The following is a 19,454-nucleotide window of genomic DNA, read 5'->3' as shown; positions in this document are numbered from 1 at the left end:
TATTATAATTAGGCAAGACCTAATTACAACTTTTTTCTAACCACTTAGTTTCAACAGCTGTTATCTGAACACTGGCTCCTCTAGGTAATTTTGTTTGAATTTTCTTTTTTAGTTCATTGGTTTGGCTATTCTTTAATTTAAAGATGGCTTCGCAACTAATTGCCGCTTTTATATCTAAAGGTTTGTAGTCAATGGATTGCTTTTCTGTAGAAATAGCGGTCAAACTAAAATGAATAAAATTCTCAGCATCATAGGCTTCTACAATCATCCCTGGCAAGCCGTGTAGTTTCCAGGGACCAAAAAGCATAGGAACCTCTATAGTATACCAAGCAGTATACGTTCTTCCTTTAAAAAGAGCTGTTGCTTTTTTACAGGTATAGTTTCCAATTTTTTTTTCTTCTGTGCTTAAATCCCATTGAATTCCATTCATTTTTTCACGGACCACATATTGGGTATACTCACTGTTCTTAAAAACACGCTCACTAGAAAATACAGTTTGCGCTACTGCATCTGACTCTACATTTCCAAAAATGGTCTCTCCTGAGCTCAAGCTTATATTTTGAACGGTTTGACCATTAACAATTTCTTCTTTTTCGGTTGATGCTGGCGCCAAATCACGCTGATAAAAAAAGACACTTTGATTTCCTGTCTTATATAAAACACCATCTTTTTCGGTGCCGTTTTGAAAAACTTTGTAGCTTAGCGTTAATGTGGGCTGAAGTTGGGTCTGTGCCGTAGCTTGAACCACAAATAAGAACAGCAGTATTCTAAAAATAAATTTCATAATAAGGGGGTTTTAAAAATGTACCTAAGTAACTTATTACAAGCACTTAGGCACATAAATTTATAAAATATAAATCAATTAAAAATCTGAAGAGAAGAAATCGTATATCTTGATAGCTATACACTTCAGAAAATTCATCTCATCACCCGAAATCGTAACAACGCCTTCGATGATGGTACCGTCTTCTAGTTTTATACTAATGTTAATAGTACACTTACCAGCTTTTGATTCAATCAGTTGCTCATTTTGTAGTATTGACTCGCTTACAGCGATGGCTTTAGGTGCTGCAAAAGAGAGGTTTACCATGAGTAAACAGACCCATACGATGGTTTTGATTTTCATAACCAATGGTTTAATCATCAAAAACTTCCATTAGCTTATTCATTACTCTTCTTGCTTCTTTACAAGTGTTTGCAGTAATGGTAAACTCTAATTTAACTGAATCTCCTTCTTCTGTAGAGATGGTTACCTTTCCTTCTACAATACATTTGTCTACCGATTGATCTGCTGGTTTTGTCAGTTTGTTTACATTGACTTTTAGCAGCGCAGTCATCGGGTGACTAAATGACTTTGTTGGAATTAGCAAACTGGTTTTGGTGTTTGCTTTGTTGTTGATTGCTCCATCTGTTTCGTTAGATGCCGAAGCAATAGAAACGACTAGCAATAGGCTTAGTGTAAAAATGATCTTTTTCATAATGATACAATTTTTAAAGAATACCCACTACCTAAGAATGGGCATCCTTAGTGAATAAAACCTTGTAATTTTTTTAAAGTCAGTTACAAGCTTCCGACCGTCTTTGCGCAAAAAACTTTCTTTTTCATAGAATTTTCCAATCTACGAGGGGATAAATTCCATAACAAACCAAATAAAGAAAAAGCGGAAAAACAAACATCCTAGTTCTGCTTTTATAAAAACAGCAGTTTATTTTATGAATAAAGAATGCTTTATCAAAGAAGATGTAAAAAGAGGCTAACTATAAAGCTACATCATCGATTTAGTTTCTAGCTGATACCAAATGAGAGCGTTAAAAAAGAATTTACGACTCTATAAAGTTTTTAGAAATGCTGCTGCTGGCAATGCGAGCAGCGAGATAACCCAGAATTAAAATGGTTATGGCAACCAAAAAAACATTGTAAAAATTAAATGCTACTGGATACGGAATGGAGGTGGTAATCATAAAAAAAGAAAACTGCTTTTGGAGCAAGACTAAGGAGATTCCTAAAAACAAGCCTACAGACAAGCCAAATAAGGTGAGTAAAAAGCCTTGAAATACAAAAATTCGCTTGATCTCTTTTAGAGTAACACCAAGACTAAATAAGGTTTTTAGGTTTTCTTTTTTATCAATAATCATCATAATAATGGCTCCGATAACATTAAACAAGGCAATCATAATGATCAAGGTAAAAACCAAATATGATATAAGGCTTTCTGTATTGAGTACCTGATAGGTTAAGGCATTAAATTGAATCCTTGTTTCTACTTTTAACGAACTGCCTAATTGGCTTTGAAGTTTTTCTGCAAAATTTTCTGGGTCTACACCTTCTTTAATCTTAACCTCTATGGCAGTCAATTGATTTTCTGAATAGTTAAGTAGTTTTCTCGCCAAGCTCAAATCAACAAAAACATATTTATTTGCAAACTCTTCCAAGCCAGAGTACACGCCTACGATTTGTGCGCTTACCTCATTAAAAGCAGCTCTTTGACTGGTAATATAATTAGTTCCTGGTTTGGGTACTCTAATATATAAGGGTTCTCCAAAACTAAGCACACCCATAGAGAGTTTTTCAGAAATCCCATAACCGATCACTGCCGAATTTAAAAAATCAGGATCCAGCCATTGACCTACCGATAAGGTAGAATCTACACGGGTTACATCGGTATAATTTGTACCGACTCCTTTAATATATGAAATGTGATCTCGCTCTTTATACTGTAAAAAAACACGTTCTTCTACTACCTGAGTGCTGGCTAAAATTTCTGGTTGTTCTTTTAAAATTTGCGAAACCTGATCAGTGTAGAGAAAAGATTTTCCTTTCACTGCAGAAATTTTTATGTCTGGATCAGAGCTTTGAAGCATGGAGTTTGTAAACAGACGAAAACCAGAAAATCCCGACAAAATAATAAACAAGGCTAGTGTTCCTACGATAACACCAAACGAAGCAATAACAGTAATAATGTTGATGGCATTTTTACTGCTTTTGGCTACCAAATAGCGTTTTGCAATGTAGAGTGGAAAGTTCAAAAGTCCCTAAAATATTTTAAGGCAAGATACAGAAACAAATTCTAAAATTACCTTTTTTGTCGTCTTGGTAAAACCTCTGGGTTTTGAATCGGATTTGGATCTTCTCCTCGTAAGGATTTATCTATATTTTCTATATAGTCTAAAGAATCATCACCAAAAAAAGAAAGCTCAGGCATTCTTCTTAATTGATTTCTGGTTCTTTTAGCCAATTCATGTCTAATGAGTGAAGTATTGGATTGGATTCCCTTAACCAACTCATCTCTTTTTTCTGATGGAAAAACACTTAAATACACCTTAGCAATGCTCAAATCTGTAGTTACGGTTACCTTAGAAACCGAAATAATAGTCCCTTGCATTCCGTCTTGTGCTGCTTTCTGAAGCACATCTACCAAGTCTTTTTGAATGACTCCTGCGATTTTTTTCTGTCTGTTTGTTTCTTCCATGCTGCAAATTTACGGATAATTCCCAAAAGAATGTTTATTTTTGATTGATAGAACCCTAAGAATGGATAAAATAGAACATATTGGAATTGCCGTTAAAGATTTGGAGAAGTCTAACGGAGTTTTTGCAGCCTTATTTGGCAAAGCACATTACAAAACAGAAACTGTAGAAAGCGAAGGTGTTAAGACTTCGTTTTTTGAAGTAGGCCCTAATAAAATTGAGCTACTAGAGGCCACCAAACCCGATAGCCCAATTGCAAAATTTATAGATAAAAAAGGAGAAGGTATTCATCATATTGCCTTTGCTGTTTCTGATATACAGGCAGAAATGGATCGCCTACAAAAGGAAGGTTTTATCCTGTTAAATAAAGAACCAAAACTAGGAGCTGATAACAAATTGGTTGCTTTTTTACACCCAAAAAGCACAAATGGTGTGCTGATAGAATTGTGCCAAGAACGTCCATAATTTTAACAAAATTACTGCAAATAAGCAAGCTATGATTGCGCGTGATTTTTTGTATCTTGCCAACATAAAACGAATTTAGATCCATGGCTAGTTCTTTTGATAAATATCAAAAACGCAGATTGCGCTCTTCCTATTTTTCTGTAGTGATTAGTATCGCTTTGGTCTTGTTTATGGTGGGTGTTTTAGGGTTGGTATTGCTAAAATCTACCAGTGTTGCCAATCTCTTTAAAGAAAAAGTTGCCATGACTTTGTTTTTAAAAGACAAGGTGTCTAACAAGCAAATTGAAACACTAAAAGCTTCTTTGCAAAAAGAACCCTTTACTAGAAGAATCATTTATACCTCAAAAGCACAAGCTGCAAAAGCACATAGCAAAGAATTGGGAGAGGATTTTTTAACTTTTTTAGGGACAAATCCACTTAAAAATGGTCTTGAACTGTATTTAAACGCAGAATTTGTAACTCCAGAAAAAATGGCAGAAATTGAAAAGCGTTTTCAAAAGAATGCCTTTGTAGAAGAAGTATCTTATGACAAACCTCTAATTAGTTTATTGACAAAAAATATTCAAAAAATTAGTTTTTGGCTGCTCATTATCAGTGCTTTTTTTGGCTTGGTTTCTATGATTTTAATCAACAGTGCCATACGCCTTTCTGTATACTCAAAACGATTTAATATTAAAACCATGCAGATGGTTGGTGCCACAAAGAGCTTTATTAGAAAACCTTTTATTTGGCAAGCCATAAAACTTGGACTAATTGGTGCCCTTGTTGCCATTATTGGTTTAGGTCTTACCATTTACTACGCCAATCAATACATCCCGTCATTACATCTATTAAGTGATTACCTACTCCTAGCCTATTTATTTGGTGGTGTAGTTCTCGCTTCTTTTATTATAACTTGGTTAAGCACCTATTTGGCTACGCAACGCTTTTTAAATTTACAAACTGACGAATTATATTACTAAGCCTATGAATTCTAAAAACAACTCCGAGAAACCTGTTTTTCTTTTTGAAAAGAGAAACTACATCATTATGCTAATTGGCCTTGCTTTTATTGCTTTAGGATTTATCCTAATGGCTGGTGGCGGAAGTGATGATCCTGAGGTTTTTAATCCAGAAATATACAACTGGCAACGTATTCGATTGGCTCCAACACTAGTAATTGTTGGGTTGGGGATTCAGATTTATGCCATTTTTGCAAAACCTAAAAAATAAGCATGGATTATATCGAAGCAATTGTTCTTGGAATCATTCAAGGACTAACTGAGTTTTTACCCGTTTCTTCTAGTGGACATTTAGAGCTGGCAAAAGCTATTTTAGGCGATACTTCTGTGCCAGAAGAAAGTCTCACTTTTACGGTTGTTTTGCATTTTGCAACCGCCTTAAGCACCCTCGTTGTATTTAGAAAAGAGGTTGCAGAAATTTTTAAAGGCTTGTTCCAATTTAAATGGAATGATGAAACTGAATTTTCTTTAAAAATTATTGCTTCAATGATTCCTGCAGTGGTTATTGGTTTGCTTTTCGAAAAAGAATTGGAGTCCTTTTTTGGAGGACAGATATTACTGGTGGGTTTTATGTTGCTAGTAACTGCTCTTTTGTTATTATTGGCTGATAAGGCAAAAAAAACAGACAAAAAAGTATCTTTTACAAATGCAGTAATTATTGGTATTTCGCAAGCCATAGCAATGCTTCCAGGCATCTCTAGATCTGGGGCAACAATTTCTACCTCTGTATTATTAGGCGTTGATAGGAATAAGGCTGCACGTTTTTCTTTTTTAATGGTTGTACCCTTAATTGTCGGTAAAATTGCCAAAGATTTATTGAGTGGAGATATCAATTTTAAGAGTGCAGAAATTTTACCCATGTCCGTAGGGTTTTTAGCCGCATTTATTGCTGGTTTATTTGCCTGTACTTGGATGATTTCTTTAGTTAAAAAAAGTAAACTATCATATTTTGCAATCTATTGTGCCGTTGTTGGTGTTGTTGCAATTGGTTATTCTTTAATGAATTAGTCCCTGAATAAATGACTGGAGAAGATTATAAAAATGGCCAAATACTATTGATTGACAAACCACTAAATTGGACATCTTTTCAGGCTGTAAATAAAATTCGTTGGCATATCAGACAACGTTTTAACATCAAAAAAATAAAAGTTGGCCATGCAGGAACTTTAGATCCGCTTGCCACAGGCTTGTTGATTATTTGCACAGGCAAGCAGACCAAAAACATTAATGAGTATCAAGGTCAGGTAAAAGAATATACCGGAACCATCACTGTTGGTGCTACCACCCCAAGCTTTGATTTAGAAACCGAAATTAACCAACGTTTTGAGACTGCTCACATTACAGATGACTTAATTTATGATACCTGTAAAAAGTTTATTGGAATCATACAACAGCAACCTCCTATTTTTTCGGCCTTAAAAAAAGACGGAAAGCGCTTATATGAGCTAGCTAGAAAAGGTGAGACCACTGAGACTACAGAAATAGCAAGTAGATCTGTAGAAATATCAGAATTTGAAATTACCAAAAAAGCACTTCCTGAAATTGAATTTAGAGTGGTGTGTAGCAAAGGGACCTATATTCGTTCTTTGGCTTTTGACTTTGGGAAAGCACTCCAGTCTGGAGCACATTTAACCGCATTGCGAAGAACCAAAATAGGCGATTTTTCTGTAGATAAAGCCGAAAATATAGAGCAATTTATTAGCCGATTAGACGCTAATTAAGTCTGGTTTATTTTTTTAAAAAACGTCCATACCAACTCTCTTCAATCGAAATTTCCCAATGGTTCTCCAGATCGTGCTTGGTATTGATTAGATTATCAAAAACAATTGTTTTAGCAGTAACTGCTTTGTTTTTAAGTAGTTTTTTAAATTCTTTTAGCTCTTTGTATTGTACAAACTCGCCCTGTTTAAAACAGACGTTCATTTTGTCTAAAAGTTCTACGCCAAACTCTTCTTGAAGCGCAATGATAAATGCTACAGAAGCATCAATCTCAGAAATACTTAAGGGTGAATTTTCTGTATCTGCGACTAAAATGATAAATCGCTGATGGACAAACTTATAAGACGCCTTAAAGTTTTCATCGTCTGCTTTCCATCCTGCAATAAATTGCTGAATCTTTTCTTCGATAGGCTCAAGTTCTTTAGGATAAAATTTTCGGCTAGAAGGATACACCCAAACCTTGGCATCTTCAGAAATCTCACTATAATCTACAAACATCTATTTCTTTTAAGACCACAAAGATAGCACAAACTAAAAGCCCTTCCACATTTTTGTAAAAGGACTTTGCTATTAATACAATTGTTTGATTTTCTATTTTACAAATTCTATTAGATCTTGTTGTATAGAAACTCCTTTGTCTTTGTTATACCAAAGCTGTAACTCTTTTTTAAACGCAGCATCTAAACTTCCGTGTTTCGCTTTATAATCATTAACCATTTTAGTAGCCACTGAGGGTCTTGGCCCCCAAGAGTTGAGCAATGCACTACTCTTGTCTAAAACAATCATTTTTGGAATTGACATAGACCCATTGGTTAAAAACTGAGCCATCAACTCTGGATTCTCATCTCTTAGGACTATCCTAAGATCTATTTGATGGCTCATAGCACTCATAGCATTGATTACGGGTAATATCTGTGCTGCATCTCCACACCAACCTTCTGTAATCACTAACCAAGTCTGAGGCTCTTTCATAAATTTTAGGGCTTCTTCTGTCTCTGGAGTTAACCTAGTCTTCTGATCTAAACGATGCATTCTTGCATTGTTTAGTTTGCTGTAATTATACAAATCATCAGACTGAGTTGGCCCGGTAGATTTGCCTGCCTCTAACAAATCTAAAACCAATTTCCGATAGCTGGCATAGTCCATGCTCTTAGCTAAACTTTCTTTAAATAACTGTTTCATCAACTACTAATTTATTTGTTAGACGATACAAATTGTCAAACTTACAAGCTTTCATATTGCGATCTTTAGATCAAAAAAAACAAGAAAAAAAAGCCTAATTCTTTTTTAAGGATTAGGCTTTAAAATTAGATCATGAGTTTTAGCTCAAATTTTTTAACATGTCTTTGGTCATGGCATCCAAATCAAAGTGCTGTTGCCAACCCCAATCGTTTCTAGCATCACTGTCATCAATTATTTGCGGCCAGCTATCTGCTATTTGTTGCCTAAAATCTGCTTTATATGAAATTGTAAACTCTGGTATCTCCTTTTGTATGGCTGCTGCAATTTCTTTAGGAGTAAAACTCATCGCTGCTAAATTATAAGAGGTTCTATTTTTTATTTTCTCTGCATCTGCTTGCATAATCTGAATGGTCGCAGCAATGGCGTCTTGCATATACATCATCGGTAAACGAGTTTCCTCTGTTAAAAAACACTCGTATTTTTGTTCTTCTAGTGCTTTAAAGTAAATATCAACTGCGTAATCTGTAGTCCCTCCTCCTGGCTTGGTTTTCCAACTAATGATTCCTGGGTAACGTAAACTTCTAACATCAACCCCAAATTTTTCATGATAGTAATTACACCAGTGTTCTCCAGCTAACTTGCTGATTCCATAAACAGTGCTAGGTTCCATGATGGTTTTTTGTGGTGTTTGTACTTTTGGAGAAGTAGGTCCGAATGCTGCTATTGAGCTTGGCCAATAGACCTGTTTAATATGTTTTTCTTTGGCCAATTCTAAAACTGCTAAGAGAGAATTCATATTGAGCTCCCATGCTTTTTGAGGATGCTGTTCAGCCGTAGCAGAAAGCATTGCAGCCATTAAATAAACTTGTGTAACTTGGTGTTTTTGAACGGTTTTTAAGATTCCTTCTTTATCGGTAGCGTCTAGGATCTCAAAAGGACCTGAACGTTTCATCTCATCATTTCCTTCTCTTATATCCGAAGCGATTACCTGTTGATTTCCGTAGATTTCTCTTAGTTTTTGGGTCAATTCTGTTCCAATTTGCCCACAGGCACCGATAATTAAAATGGTGTCACTCATATTTTATGAAATTCAAAAAATTTATACAAACAAAGGTACTTAATTTAACTATTCGTAAAAAATAATCCGATTAAATATCAATCAATTATTTAAGAAGCAATTTATTTAGAAGTTTGAATTGAACATAATATCAGGATACTTCTCATAAAAAAACGTATTTTTAAGCCTTTAATTCATCGGTGTAAAATGAAAAAATTAGTCTTGTTATTGGTGCTTTGTTTTTGTGCCTGTAAAGAAAATTCACAACAAAACAAAGAGGTTCATAAACCCGCTGCACTTTCTGTGGTTCAAAAGCACACACTTTCTGTTGTTGTAGATAAACAGGTAAGAAAAGAAGTAGAGGACTGGGGAGCTTATTTAAATTTAGAGCAAAAAATTAAAGAATTTTCTTCAATTTCTGCAAATGAGGCCTTAAACAATGCTTTAGAGTTGGCAGACTTGGTTAAGAAGCTTAAAAGCAACACCAAACCCAAACCTCTAGAAACCCTCTCGTTTAAAACACGGATTAATGTTCTAGAAAATGAGACTTTGCGCCTAAAAGACATGACCTATATTGCCGCTGCACTCACTGCCAAAGAAGTCAATGATCAGGTAGATAAAGTAATGGATGCTTTTACTGCGACAAACTCAAAAATAAATGCCGTTTTTATCAAGTTAAGCATCGACAAAGAACTAGAACCTAGCAATTAAAACAATGAAAAAAACACTACTTTTTCTTATATGCTGCTTAAGCTTACTGGCTTGTCAGCAAAATAAAACAGTCAATTCTAGCCAAAAAGAATTGATTAAAAAGAATATAAAAACTGTCTTAGACGATTGGCATTTGGCTGCAGCAAACGCAAATTTCGAAGCCTATTTTGAGAGCTTAGACAGCTCTGCTGTGTACATCGGAACTGATGTTACAGAGGTCTGGACCAAAGAACAGTTTAGTAAATTTAGCAAACCCTATTTTGATAGAGGTTCTGCCTGGGCATTTAAAGCTGTTGAAAGGAACATTTATACAAACAATGACGCTACTGTGGTTTGGTTTGATGAAATATTAGACACCTGGATGGGTTTTTGTAGAGGCTCTGGCGTGTTAGAACAAGTTGCTGGTGAGTGGAAAATAAAACAGTATGTCCTTTCTATGACCGTTCCAAATGATGGAACTAATGAAATAATCAAAGTAAAAAAGAAAAAAGAAAAATACTAAGGTTTGCTATCATTTAAAAGCTCATCAACCACCTTAAAAATTAAATCATACTCATAGCCTTTCCTGATTAAGAAATCAACAAGCTTCTTTTTATGGGCATACCAATCTTTTTCTTTCCGTAGTTGATGGCGTTTTTCTGCAAGCTCATAGAGTGTTTTTAGGTAAGTCTCTTCATCAATTTCATTGAGAGCAGTTTTAATATTGTAGGCAGAAACTTCGCGCCTTTTTAATTCATTGACAATTATAGTTTTCCCCCATTTTTTTATATTGAATTTGCCCCTTGCAAAGCTTTTTGAAAAGCGTTCTTCATTTAAAAAATTATGCTCCAGTAAATGAAAAATAATTTGATCCCTTGCTTCTGGTATAAGTGTAAATTCACTGAGTTTCTTCTCTATCTCTTGATGACATCTATCTTGATATACACAATATCTTTCTAGTTTTCTAGTGATCTCTTCTATCGAAAAATATTTTTTTTGTTGCATATCTACCCCCTTTGATTACAAATCTACATATATAAAAAAAGCTGAGAAGTACTGCTCAGCTTTTTTTATATAGAAAATCACTATTTATGCTGTCATTTTCCCTCGCATCCATCTCTTAAATTGACTTACGAAGTAAAATAAAATTGGCACTACGATAAGTGTTAAAAAGGTAGCAATTAATAGACCGTAAATTACTGTCCAAGCTAATGGTCCCCAGAATACAACATTGTCACCTCCCATATAAATATGAGGGTCAAACTCGCTAAAAAGAGTAAAGAAATTAATATTCAATCCTATGGCCAAAGGCACCAAACCTAAAATGGTTGTGATGGCAGTTAACAATACAGGGCGCAAACGAGCCTTCCCCGCTTTTACGATACTTTCAAACAAATCATCGTCTTCTAAAAGATCTTTGTCTTCTAAACCTAGCTCTAGTTTTTTTCGATCAATGAGTAATTGTGCATAATCTAACAAAACAACTCCATTATTTACAACAATTCCGGCAAGAGAAATGATTCCCATCATGGTCATCATAATAACAAAAGCATCACCAGTAATTACCAGTCCTCCAAATACACCAATAAAACTCAAAAAGATTGCCAACATAATTATGGTCGGTCTTGACACAGAGTTAAACTGGAAAATCAAAATAAAGAAAATCAAGCCCAAACCTGTAATCAATGCACCCATTAAAAAGGACATTTGCTTATTCTGCTCTTCAATTTGCCCTGTGTAATCTATCTTGATATCTTTTGGTAAATTTGAAAATGCCTTCATTTCTTTTTGGATCTGATGCACTATAGCAGCCGCATCTGTATACCCTGGAGACAAGGCAGAGTAAACCGTCACTACACGCTTGGTATCATTGTGCTTTATGGCACTAAACCCAGAATTATTAGTGTGTTTTGCCAAAGTAGAAACAGGGATTTCTTTAACCTTACCTGTATTGTCTCTAAACGTAATTTTTTGATTAAAGATTGCACTGGTATTATACCTGTTTTCTTTGTTAAAACGAACATAGATATCAAAATCATCTCCATCTTCTTTGTAGACTCCTGCTTTAGACCCAAAGATGGACGTTCTAATTTGTTGGCCAACTTGTGATGTACTTACCCCCAGTTCTCCGGCTTTTTTTCTATCGACAACCACCTGCATTCCGGGCTTGTCTTTATTTACATCAATCTTTAATTCATCAATTCCGGCAATCCTTTTTGTATTGATAAAATCACGCATTCTCTCTGCTGTGGCAATCAACTCATTATAGTCACTCCCTTCAATTTCAATATTAATTGGTGATCCAGCTGGTGGGCCATTGGCATCCTTTTCTACTGAAATTAAAACTCCAGGATAGATTCCTACTAAGGCTTCTTGAACCTTTTGTCTTAATAATTCACTGTCTTGACCTCTTCTGTATTTAAATTGACGCATAGAAGCTGTAATCTTTCCTTTGTGTGGCATCTCTGCAGAAGAACCTCCATCTGTTTGTGGATTTCCTGCGCCTTCACCAACTTGCGAAACAGCACTCTCTACCATAAAATTGTAAGACCCGTCCATATATTGTTTATCATTTAAAACAGTATAAACCTTTGCTTCAATTTCTTTGGTAATTGCATTTGTCTTTTCAATATCAGTTCCTTGTGGATATTCTATATACACAATGATTTGGTTTGGTTTGTTATCTGGAAAAAACTCTACTTTGGTTCTTTGTGAACCCAAAGAAGCACCAAAAGCCATAAAAGCAACAATCAATAAGACAAACGTACTTCCAATTAACCAATAGGGAGTTCTGCCTCTTAATGCTTTACGCAGCATATTTTCATACCAGTTTTCTAGACGTGGTAAAGCTTTTGTTTGGAATGAATTTGCCCATTTTCTTAAAAACAATCGATATACCCAAAGCATGATCGCTGTAAAGATCATTAAGCTTCCCAAGGCTCTATATGTTCCTCCAAAAATCAAAATCAAGGTTCCGATAAGTGCAATAATACTTGTGGTTTTGATGATTTTTTTCAAAGGCATATCCTTGTCCTCTACACTCATAAAGTCAGAGACTAATACTGAGTTAAAAAAGATTGCTACCACCAAAGAAGATCCCAATACAGTAGACAGCGTAATAGGTAAGAGTTTCATAAATTCTCCCATCACCCCTGGCCAAAGACCTAAAGGTATAAATGCAGCTACAGTCGTTGCCGTAGAGATGATAATTGGAAAGGCGATCTCACCGATCCCTTTTTTGGCTGCTTCTGTCCTACTCATGCCTTCTTCATCCATTAGTCGATAGACGTTCTCAACGACTACGATCCCATTATCCACTAGCATCCCTAATCCCATAATTAATCCAAAGAGAATCATGGTGTTTAAGGTATAACCCAAACCATTCAGTAACATTAACGACATAAACATTGACATAGGAATTGCAAATCCAACAAAGACTGCGTTTTTAAATCCTAAGAAAAACATCAGTACGGTAACAACTAAAATGACTCCAAAAATAATATTGTTAACCAAATCATCAACTGCAGCAATTGTTGTTGCAGATTGATCATTAGCAATGGTTACTATTAAATCACTTGGAAAAATATCTTTTGTAGCATGAGCAACAATCAATTTTATCTGATCAGTTGCCGCAACCATATTAGTTCCTGCTCGTTTTTTAACATCGAGCATAATAACACGTTTACCAAACTCTCTTGCATAGGTGGTTCTGTCTTTTTCTTTAAAAGATACCTCTGCGATGTCTTTTAAATAAATAGGATTGTTATCTTCAGATTTTACCACAAAGTCTTCCAACTCTTTAGGATTGTTAATCTCTCCTAAAATTCGGATTGTTCGACGTTGCCCACTTGCGATTAAATTTCCAGCCGACATTGTTACATTACCTCCCTGAATGGTATTGATAACATCATTAAAGCTTACTTTGGCTGCCATCATCTTGTAGATATCGACAGCAATTTCTACCTCTTTTTCCTGAACCCCTCTAATATCAACCTGCTTGATTTCTTGCAAGTTTTCAATTTCATCTTGTAAGTATTCTCCAAACTCTATTAATTTTTCAACGGGATAATCACCAGAAATATTAATGTTTAAAATGGGCATTTCTTCACTCATGCTCAATGAAAACACATTAGGCTCTACCTTTGCATTGTTAAAGGTTGGCCAATCTTCTCCAGAGGTTTCTGAATCGATTTCATCCTTGATTTTCTGCTTGGCAAGTTCTACGGTAATATTTTCGTCAAACTCCACAATTACCATTGAGAAATCTTCTTGTGAAGTAGAAGTAATATCAACGACATTACTAACCGTTTTTAATTTGTCTTCTAAGGGATCTGTAATTAGTTTTTCTATATCCTCGGCAGTGTTTCCTGGATACACAGAACTAATATAAATTTTAGTTTCTTTTATTTCTGGAAAACTCTCACGAGGCATTTCAAAAAAGGCTGATATTCCCAAGTAAAAAATTACCAACATCACTACATACATAGTAGTTTTATTAGAAATCGCCCACGACGAAAAACCAAATTCCTTATTTACTTTTTTATTTTTATCTGACATGGTTCTTCTTAGTATTTAATGACCTTAACTGTTTGCCCTTCTTTAACGCTTCTTGCGCCCTCTTCTATAATTTGGGCATTGCTTCCAACTCCTTCAATAACTTCTATAATATCTCCTTGTGTTCTTCCTGTTTTAATTATCTGACGAGTTGCGGTTCCTTCATTTTTAGCATTGGTGTTTTTAACCAAATAAACATACTGCTCTCCATTGGCGTTCTCAGAAATAATACTCTGAGGAATCAAAATAGCCGACTTATTAGTATATTCGTTAATTTTTAATTTGGCAGTTAAATTGGGTTTGATCTGATTATCTTTATTGGGTACTGCAACTTCAATTTTAAAAGATCGATTGTTTGGGTTGATAAAATTGCTAACCTGTCTTACTACAGTATGTACAGTTTTTCCAAGTACAGGAAAGTATACCTCAACACTTTTTCCATTGGTAACATTACTAATATAACTCTCTGGAACTTCTGCTTCTATATACATCTTAGATAGGTTGATGATTCTAAAAACCTCAGCCCCAGGGCCTGGTGAGACCACACTCCCTTTTTCTTTAAAAACATTGTCAATTACACCATCAAAAGGAGCTTTAATTACGGTTTTTGACAACTGAATTTTTAACTGGGCAACCATGTTTTCTTGCGATTGATAGGTTGTTTTGGCTTGCAAGTATTGCATCTCTGAACCAATTTTTTGATCCCATAAACGCTGCTGTCTTTCAAAAGTTGTTTTTGCCAACATTAGTTGGGTTTCTGCTTGTGCCAATTGTTGGCTAAGCCCACCATCGTTAATTGTTGCCAATACATCTCCTTTTTTTACAGCCCTACCTTCTTTAACATTTACTGTTTCTAAAATCCCTGCCATTTCTGGATAGACAAGAATATTTTGCTTAGTACTAACATTTCCTTGTAATTCTAAATAATGATCAAAAACTGTGTTCTGTGTAACTAAAGTTGTTACCAAAGGCAATTTCTTAACAGTATCCAATTTAGAAATAGCAAAATTCAAAGAATCTAACTGATTTAATATTTCTTGTTGTCTAGTCTCAATTTCTGTCTTTTTTGCTCTAATTTCACTTAAGTCTCCTTTAGAAATAACAGCCTCAACAGTACTGCTTTTTTTAGATTCACAGGCCGCTAATACAATAGTGCTCACTAAAATTAAATATATTTTTCTCATGATATTTGGTTACTTTTTAATTGGAATATTTAATGCATTCTCTAATGCTGCTTTTTTAGCAATAACATCTAGCATTGATTGTATATAATTTTGTTGTTGGGTGTATAATTGATTTTGAGCTTGTGATAAATCAAAGCTAGAACCAACGCCTTCAAAAAACTTAATTTGTTGCTTCTTTTCTATACGTTGTGCCAACTCAAGATTTTTCTTAGCCGTACCGTAGTTCTCTACACTAAAAGTATAATCACTTTTAGCAGAAGCTACACCCAAATTTAACTCCTCTTTTATTTGATCTAATTTAAGATCAGCATTGTCCAGTTCTATTGTTGCTTGTTGTGTTCTTGAACGTCTTTGGAAGCTACTAAAGATTGGAATATTAAGACTAACACCTAACAATGATGAATTGTACCATTCTTGACTGCTATTAAAAAACGAAAAATCTTCAGCGTTTCCAGTATATCCATAATTTACAAATGCAGTTAAAGAAGGTAACGCTTTACTTTTTTCTAATTTTACCAACAAGGCTTTAGATGTTTTGTCATTTTCTGCAATCTTATAATCAATGTGCTCTTCTATATTAAAGGTTTTGCTAAGCAAGTTTAAATCAATATTTGCATTCATAACCTCTTCTAAGGTATCGGTTAAAGACAATGGACTTTCAAGGTTGTTTCCCATCGAAATATTTAACATTTTTAAGCCGATATCTCTTAATCGTTTGGTTTTATCTAACTGACTTTTTACGGTTGAATAGGTAATTTGAAGCTGCTCTACATCTTCCTCTTCATTAAATCCATTCTGAAAAATCTTTTTAGCATCTTCTAAATTCTTTTCTAAAACAAGCATGTTTTTTTTAAAAATTTCAATGCTTTTATCAGCGACTAAAACATTACCGTAGGCATTGATAACAGCTTCTCTTATACTCAAGGCTGTTTTCTCATTGGCTAGTTCAGAAATTTTTAAATAGGTTTTTGCCGACTGCAAACCAACTAAATACGACCCATCAAAAATCAATTGATTTAATGTGATGGCTGCATTGATATTTTGCTTAGTACCAAAAGTTACAGGCACATAAGTTCCAGGGGCTCCTCCAGTAATTTCTCCTGGCAACAAAGACACTTGTTGTTTAAGCCAATTTTGATAATCAACCTTCGCACTTACCTGAGGTAAACCAATGGTGGTAGTTTCCCATTTCTTTTGTTTTGCAGCTTCGATATTATTGGCTGCAGTTTTGGCGTTGTAATTGTTTTGCAAAGCATAATCTATGGCTTCTTGTAAAGAAAACTTAGTTTTCTTTTCTTGAGCAAAACTTATGCTTACAAAGCACAAAGCACTTAAAACAAGTAATTTATATTGCATTTTTTTATTTATTTTTTATGATTGTTTGATTCATTTTTTTAATTCCTTTATCTGTACAAATTCCTCTAAGATGATACTCTAGATAATGATCTAAAAGCGTATTCATAGAAAATTTTTGCAACGGAAACAATTTAATATCTTTAATCCCCATCATACCATGAAAATAGATTCTAGAAATAAAATCTACATCGATAGTATCTCTAAACATGCCAACCGCTATTCCTTTATTTAAATTTTTAACAACGCAGTCTTGCATCACTTCAAATTGTTTGTTTTTAAGATTAGCGTAAATTTTAGGATAGTATTTGTTTAATTGATGTTGAGGAGATGCTTTTTCATTTTTCAAATACTGCATAGTAAACCGTTTAATAGAATACAGCTCTTCTATTGGATTCTGATCTAAGCTACAAATCTGATCAATCCCTTTGCACACATTCTCAAATATATTGGTAGTAACCCCTTCTACTAAATCAGTTTTATTCTTAAAATGATTGTAGATGGTCTTTTTTGACACCCCTAATTCTTGAGCAATATCATCCATGGTTACACTTTTAAACCCAAGGGTTAAAAACAGTTCGGTGGATTTTTGTAAGATTTTTTCTTTCATAATGAGGTGCAAAGGTACAAAGGAAACTTTAAAAACCAATAAAGTTTCCAAAGTTTTTACGATTATTTAACTTTGGCTTCTTCTAAAGAAAATGTTTGTTACTTTTGCTACAAAATAACAACAAGTGGATTTACAGATATTTCAAGAAACTTTTTTAAGTTATCTAAAGGACCAGCGTCTTACAAAAGAGCCTAAAAACTTGTATGAACCTATTGAGTATATTTTGCAATTAGGTGGCAAAAGAATTCGCCCAATCTTAACCTTAATGGGAGCTTCTCTTTATGATCAAGATTTTAAAAAAGCATTGCCTGCTGCTTATGCAATAGAAATGTTTCACAATTTTACCTTGGTGCATGATGACATTATGGATGCTGCTCCGTTAAGAAGGGGCTTTGAAACCGTTCATAAAAAATGGAATCTCAACACAGGAATCCTCTCTGGTGATGCCATGTTGATTTTAGCCTATCAATATTTTGAAAATTACGAACCTGTAGTTTTCCAGCAATTAGCTAAATTGTTTAGCAAAACAGCCATAGAAGTTTGTGACGGACAGCAATTAGACATTGATTTTGAAACCAGAAATGATGTAACTATTCCAGAATACATTTATATGATTTCTTTAAAGACATCTGTATTGATTGGTGCTGCGTTAAAAATGGGGGCCATAGTTGGAGGAGCCACAGATACAGAAGCTCAAAAACTATATGATTTTGGGTTAAACCTCGGAATCGCTTTTCAATTACAGGACGATTATCTTGATACTTTTGGAGATCCAAAAACTTTTGGAAAACAAGTTGGGGGTGATATTATAGAAAATAAAAAAACCTATTTATACTTAAAGACTCTAGAGTTGTCATCTACAGAAGACCAACAAAAACTTCTTGCACTCTACAATACATCTGATGTTGATACAGATACAAAAATTGAAACAGCAAGGTTACTATTTGAAAAAAGTAAAAGTCCAGAGCATTTAAAAACCCAATTAGAACATTATACAAAAATTGCTTTTGAAATTGTAGAACAAATGAAAATCACAGATAGACAGAAAGAAAAATTACGTCTCTTTGGAGAAGGGCTTATGAACAGAACTTTCTAAAAACAAAACATAAATCAAAAAATAGTTTGACAGAATTCAAAAAAGTAGTAATTTTGCCAAACTTTTAAAGGACCCATAGCTCAGTTGGTTAGAGCATCTGACTCATAATCAGAGGGTCCCAGGTTCGAGCCCTGGTGGGTCCACAAAAAGTTTTATTTTATTTTGATACCAGTTTAAAATGAAGTAGCTTTGAATAAAAGGAGATCTTTTATATCTATAACAAACATTAAAACGCATCATGAAAAACAAAATTGTTTTTTCGCTTATTTTGTCATTAGCCTTTTCGACCTTAGTCGAGGCGCAAATGGTGCCCCCACCCAGAAGACCACCTAGACCTCCAGGACTCCCAATTGATGGAGGTGTTGCAATTTTATTAATTGCAGGTGTTGCATACGGCATGAAAAAATTAAAATAGTAGACTATTATTGCCTTAGGGCATTTAATCTACTTACATATTTCCCTATAACATCAAATTCCAGGTTGACAACATCGTTGATTTTTAAATTCTGGAAAGTTGTATGCGCCAGCGTATACGGTATAATCGCTACGCTAAATTCATTTTCTTTAGAACCTACAACAGTTAAGCTCACACCATTTACGGTAATTGAGCCTTTTTCTATGGTAATATTATTCATTTTAGAAGCATAAGAAAAACTAAAGATAGTACTTCCGTTTTGCTCAACGATGGCAGTGCAAACACCTGTCTCATCCACATGACCTTGAACGATATGACCGTCCAATCGATCTCCCAATCGCATAGCTCTTTCTAGATTGACAGCATCACCAACCTGATAAGATCCTATGGCTGTTTTTTGAATGGTTTCTTTAATCGCAGTAACCGTAAAACAATCCTTAGAAATTGCAACAACCGTTAAACAAATACCATTGTGAGCTACACTTTGATCTATCTGAAGTTCATCTGTAAAATTGGCCGATATCGTTAAATGAAGATTGTCCTTTTCTTTTGAAATATTTTTTATGATCCCCAAACCTTCTATAATTCCTGTAAACATGGATTCTAAATTTAAATTCGTTATTTTTGCAAGAATCAAAATTAACAATATCGAACCATAAA

The 19,454-nt window shown here is 34.5% G+C and carries 23 protein-coding genes and 1 tRNA gene; 10 read left to right on the top strand and 14 right to left on the bottom strand.

Going from position 1 to position 19,454, the window contains the following annotated elements; genetic code table 11:
• Positions 1-19 precede the first annotated feature (19 nt).
• The 5 genes from WHC90_RS09245 to rbfA all read right to left on the bottom strand — a co-directional run bounded on the left by WHC90_RS09245 (position 20) and on the right by rbfA (position 3,470).
• Positions 20-784 carry a GLPGLI family protein gene (locus WHC90_RS09245; protein WP_188598190.1) on the bottom strand — a complete coding sequence of 255 codons (765 nt, stop codon included), beginning with the start codon at positions 782-784 and terminating at the stop codon, positions 20-22.
• Between the two features lie 78 nt (positions 785-862).
• A complete protein-coding gene (locus WHC90_RS09240) occupies positions 863-1,126 on the bottom strand; it encodes a hypothetical protein (protein ID WP_188598189.1) in 264 nt (87 codons plus the stop codon).
• A 10-nt stretch (positions 1,127-1,136) separates the two neighbouring features.
• Positions 1,137-1,478: a hypothetical protein gene (locus WHC90_RS09235; RefSeq protein WP_188598188.1), complete on the bottom strand. Its 342-nt coding sequence runs from the start codon at positions 1,476-1,478 to the stop codon at positions 1,137-1,139.
• Between the two features lie 343 nt (positions 1,479-1,821).
• Positions 1,822-3,027, bottom strand: coding sequence for an ABC transporter permease (locus WHC90_RS09230; protein WP_188598187.1), 1,206 nt, complete (start codon positions 3,025-3,027; stop codon positions 1,822-1,824).
• A gap of 47 nt (positions 3,028-3,074) precedes the next feature.
• The gene (rbfA, locus tag WHC90_RS09225; protein WP_188598186.1) at positions 3,075-3,470 is read right to left on the bottom strand and encodes a 30S ribosome-binding factor RbfA; all 396 of its coding nucleotides are present in this window, start codon (positions 3,468-3,470) and stop codon (positions 3,075-3,077) included.
• Positions 3,471-3,531: 61 nt separating this feature from the next.
• Here rbfA and mce point away from each other — a divergent pair, with 61 nt between their 5' ends.
• The 5 genes from mce to truB all read left to right on the top strand — a co-directional run bounded on the left by mce (position 3,532) and on the right by truB (position 6,655).
• Complete coding sequence (gene mce, locus WHC90_RS09220; protein ID WP_188598185.1) at positions 3,532-3,933, top strand: methylmalonyl-CoA epimerase; 402 nt, start codon at positions 3,532-3,534, stop codon at positions 3,931-3,933.
• A gap of 83 nt (positions 3,934-4,016) precedes the next feature.
• Positions 4,017-4,895: a cell division protein FtsX gene (locus tag WHC90_RS09215; RefSeq protein ID WP_188598184.1), complete on the top strand. Its 879-nt coding sequence runs from the start codon at positions 4,017-4,019 to the stop codon at positions 4,893-4,895.
• Positions 4,896-4,899: 4 nt separating this feature from the next.
• Entirely contained in the window at positions 4,900-5,145 is a 246-nt protein-coding gene (locus tag WHC90_RS09210; protein ID WP_188598183.1) for a DUF3098 domain-containing protein, read from the top strand.
• 2 nt (positions 5,146-5,147) lie between these two features.
• Positions 5,148-5,942 (top strand): undecaprenyl-diphosphate phosphatase, encoded by a 795-nt coding sequence (locus tag WHC90_RS09205; RefSeq protein ID WP_188598182.1) that lies wholly within the window; start codon positions 5,148-5,150, stop codon positions 5,940-5,942.
• A gap of 11 nt (positions 5,943-5,953) precedes the next feature.
• Complete coding sequence (gene truB / locus WHC90_RS09200) at positions 5,954-6,655, top strand: tRNA pseudouridine(55) synthase TruB (RefSeq protein ID WP_188598181.1); 702 nt, start codon at positions 5,954-5,956, stop codon at positions 6,653-6,655.
• 7 nt (positions 6,656-6,662) lie between these two features.
• On the opposite strand, the gene WHC90_RS09195 is transcribed toward truB, so the two are convergent.
• The 3 genes from WHC90_RS09195 to WHC90_RS09185 all read right to left on the bottom strand — a co-directional run bounded on the left by WHC90_RS09195 (position 6,663) and on the right by WHC90_RS09185 (position 8,913).
• The gene (locus WHC90_RS09195) at positions 6,663-7,151 is read right to left on the bottom strand and encodes an ABC transporter ATPase (protein ID WP_188598180.1); all 489 of its coding nucleotides are present in this window, start codon (positions 7,149-7,151) and stop codon (positions 6,663-6,665) included.
• Positions 7,152-7,244: 93 nt separating this feature from the next.
• On the bottom strand, positions 7,245-7,835 hold the full coding sequence (locus WHC90_RS09190) for a thioredoxin family protein (RefSeq protein WP_188598179.1): 591 nt from the start codon (positions 7,833-7,835) through the stop codon (positions 7,245-7,247).
• Between the two features lie 139 nt (positions 7,836-7,974).
• Complete coding sequence (locus tag WHC90_RS09185; protein ID WP_188598178.1) at positions 7,975-8,913, bottom strand: NAD-dependent epimerase/dehydratase family protein; 939 nt, start codon at positions 8,911-8,913, stop codon at positions 7,975-7,977.
• Between the two features lie 186 nt (positions 8,914-9,099).
• Between WHC90_RS09185 and WHC90_RS09180 the strand changes: the two genes are divergently transcribed.
• Positions 9,100-9,603 carry a hypothetical protein gene (locus WHC90_RS09180; RefSeq protein WP_188598177.1) on the top strand — a complete coding sequence of 168 codons (504 nt, stop codon included), beginning with the start codon at positions 9,100-9,102 and terminating at the stop codon, positions 9,601-9,603.
• A 4-nt stretch (positions 9,604-9,607) separates the two neighbouring features.
• The gene (locus WHC90_RS09175) at positions 9,608-10,105 is read left to right on the top strand and encodes a nuclear transport factor 2 family protein (protein WP_188598176.1); all 498 of its coding nucleotides are present in this window, start codon (positions 9,608-9,610) and stop codon (positions 10,103-10,105) included.
• On the opposite strand, the gene WHC90_RS09170 is transcribed toward WHC90_RS09175, so the two are convergent.
• From WHC90_RS09170 to WHC90_RS09150, 5 genes are all read right to left on the bottom strand, one after another.
• Positions 10,102-10,587: a regulatory protein RecX gene (locus WHC90_RS09170; RefSeq protein WP_188598175.1), complete on the bottom strand. Its 486-nt coding sequence runs from the start codon at positions 10,585-10,587 to the stop codon at positions 10,102-10,104. The two genes, WHC90_RS09175 and WHC90_RS09170, sit on opposite strands and share 4 nt — an antisense overlap.
• An 84-nt stretch (positions 10,588-10,671) precedes the next feature.
• Positions 10,672-14,139 carry an efflux RND transporter permease subunit gene (locus WHC90_RS09165; RefSeq protein ID WP_188598174.1) on the bottom strand — a complete coding sequence of 1,156 codons (3,468 nt, stop codon included), beginning with the start codon at positions 14,137-14,139 and terminating at the stop codon, positions 10,672-10,674.
• An 8-nt stretch (positions 14,140-14,147) separates the two neighbouring features.
• The gene (locus WHC90_RS09160) at positions 14,148-15,320 is read right to left on the bottom strand and encodes an efflux RND transporter periplasmic adaptor subunit (protein WP_188598173.1); all 1,173 of its coding nucleotides are present in this window, start codon (positions 15,318-15,320) and stop codon (positions 14,148-14,150) included.
• A 9-nt stretch (positions 15,321-15,329) separates the two neighbouring features.
• The gene (locus WHC90_RS09155) at positions 15,330-16,676 is read right to left on the bottom strand and encodes a TolC family protein (protein WP_188598172.1); all 1,347 of its coding nucleotides are present in this window, start codon (positions 16,674-16,676) and stop codon (positions 15,330-15,332) included.
• 4 nt (positions 16,677-16,680) lie between these two features.
• On the bottom strand, positions 16,681-17,283 hold the full coding sequence (locus WHC90_RS09150) for a TetR/AcrR family transcriptional regulator (RefSeq protein WP_188598171.1): 603 nt from the start codon (positions 17,281-17,283) through the stop codon (positions 16,681-16,683).
• Positions 17,284-17,407: 124 nt separating this feature from the next.
• Between WHC90_RS09150 and WHC90_RS09145 the strand changes: the two genes are divergently transcribed.
• The 3 genes from WHC90_RS09145 to WHC90_RS09135 all read left to right on the top strand — a co-directional run bounded on the left by WHC90_RS09145 (position 17,408) and on the right by WHC90_RS09135 (position 18,794).
• Entirely contained in the window at positions 17,408-18,379 is a 972-nt protein-coding gene (locus WHC90_RS09145; RefSeq protein ID WP_188598170.1) for a polyprenyl synthetase family protein, read from the top strand.
• 69 nt (positions 18,380-18,448) lie between these two features.
• Positions 18,449-18,522: transfer RNA gene (locus tag WHC90_RS09140), tRNA-Ile, on the top strand.
• 95 nt (positions 18,523-18,617) lie between these two features.
• The gene (locus WHC90_RS09135) at positions 18,618-18,794 is read left to right on the top strand and encodes a PID-CTERM protein-sorting domain-containing protein (RefSeq protein WP_188598169.1); all 177 of its coding nucleotides are present in this window, start codon (positions 18,618-18,620) and stop codon (positions 18,792-18,794) included.
• 7 nt (positions 18,795-18,801) lie between these two features.
• Here WHC90_RS09135 and WHC90_RS09130 read toward each other — a convergent pair whose 3' ends face one another.
• On the bottom strand, positions 18,802-19,392 hold the full coding sequence (locus tag WHC90_RS09130) for a riboflavin synthase (protein WP_188598168.1): 591 nt from the start codon (positions 19,390-19,392) through the stop codon (positions 18,802-18,804).
• Positions 19,393-19,454: the final 62 nt, after the last annotated feature.

It is taken from the genome of Polaribacter pacificus (assembly GCF_038024035.1).
Lineage (GTDB): Bacteria > Bacteroidota > Bacteroidia > Flavobacteriales > Flavobacteriaceae > Polaribacter > Polaribacter pacificus.
This window is presented reverse-complemented; position numbering and strand designations above follow the sequence as displayed.

Excerpts from the sequence above, each read along its gene's own strand:
- WHC90_RS09185 (WP_188598178.1), bottom strand. The coding sequence starts at position 8,913 with ATGAGTGACACCATTTTAATTATCGGTGCCTGTGGGCAAATTGGAACA.
- WHC90_RS09240 (WP_188598189.1), bottom strand. The coding sequence starts at position 1,126 with ATGAAAATCAAAACCATCGTATGGGTCTGTTTACTCATGGTAAACCTC.
- WHC90_RS09180 (WP_188598177.1), top strand. The coding sequence starts at position 9,100 with ATGAAAAAATTAGTCTTGTTATTGGTGCTTTGTTTTTGTGCCTGTAAA.
- WHC90_RS09130 (WP_188598168.1), bottom strand. The coding sequence starts at position 19,392 with ATGTTTACAGGAATTATAGAAGGTTTGGGGATCATAAAAAATATTTCA.
- WHC90_RS09165 (WP_188598174.1), bottom strand. The coding sequence starts at position 14,139 with ATGTCAGATAAAAATAAAAAAGTAAATAAGGAATTTGGTTTTTCGTCG.
- WHC90_RS09155 (WP_188598172.1), bottom strand. The coding sequence starts at position 16,676 with ATGCAATATAAATTACTTGTTTTAAGTGCTTTGTGCTTTGTAAGCATA.
- WHC90_RS09170 (WP_188598175.1), bottom strand. The coding sequence starts at position 10,587 with ATGCAACAAAAAAAATATTTTTCGATAGAAGAGATCACTAGAAAACTA.
- WHC90_RS09190 (WP_188598179.1), bottom strand. The coding sequence starts at position 7,835 with ATGAAACAGTTATTTAAAGAAAGTTTAGCTAAGAGCATGGACTATGCC.
- WHC90_RS09235 (WP_188598188.1), bottom strand. The coding sequence starts at position 1,478 with ATGAAAAAGATCATTTTTACACTAAGCCTATTGCTAGTCGTTTCTATT.
- truB (WP_188598181.1), top strand. The coding sequence starts at position 5,954 with ATGACTGGAGAAGATTATAAAAATGGCCAAATACTATTGATTGACAAA.
- WHC90_RS09135 (WP_188598169.1), top strand. The coding sequence starts at position 18,618 with ATGAAAAACAAAATTGTTTTTTCGCTTATTTTGTCATTAGCCTTTTCG.
- WHC90_RS09245 (WP_188598190.1), bottom strand. The coding sequence starts at position 784 with ATGAAATTTATTTTTAGAATACTGCTGTTCTTATTTGTGGTTCAAGCT.
- WHC90_RS09195 (WP_188598180.1), bottom strand. The coding sequence starts at position 7,151 with ATGTTTGTAGATTATAGTGAGATTTCTGAAGATGCCAAGGTTTGGGTG.
- WHC90_RS09205 (WP_188598182.1), top strand. The coding sequence starts at position 5,148 with ATGGATTATATCGAAGCAATTGTTCTTGGAATCATTCAAGGACTAACT.
- WHC90_RS09215 (WP_188598184.1), top strand. The coding sequence starts at position 4,017 with ATGGCTAGTTCTTTTGATAAATATCAAAAACGCAGATTGCGCTCTTCC.
- WHC90_RS09160 (WP_188598173.1), bottom strand. The coding sequence starts at position 15,320 with ATGAGAAAAATATATTTAATTTTAGTGAGCACTATTGTATTAGCGGCC.
- WHC90_RS09210 (WP_188598183.1), top strand. The coding sequence starts at position 4,900 with ATGAATTCTAAAAACAACTCCGAGAAACCTGTTTTTCTTTTTGAAAAG.
- WHC90_RS09175 (WP_188598176.1), top strand. The coding sequence starts at position 9,608 with ATGAAAAAAACACTACTTTTTCTTATATGCTGCTTAAGCTTACTGGCT.
- rbfA (WP_188598186.1), bottom strand. The coding sequence starts at position 3,470 with ATGGAAGAAACAAACAGACAGAAAAAAATCGCAGGAGTCATTCAAAAA.
- WHC90_RS09150 (WP_188598171.1), bottom strand. The coding sequence starts at position 17,283 with ATGAAAGAAAAAATCTTACAAAAATCCACCGAACTGTTTTTAACCCTT.
- mce (WP_188598185.1), top strand. The coding sequence starts at position 3,532 with ATGGATAAAATAGAACATATTGGAATTGCCGTTAAAGATTTGGAGAAG.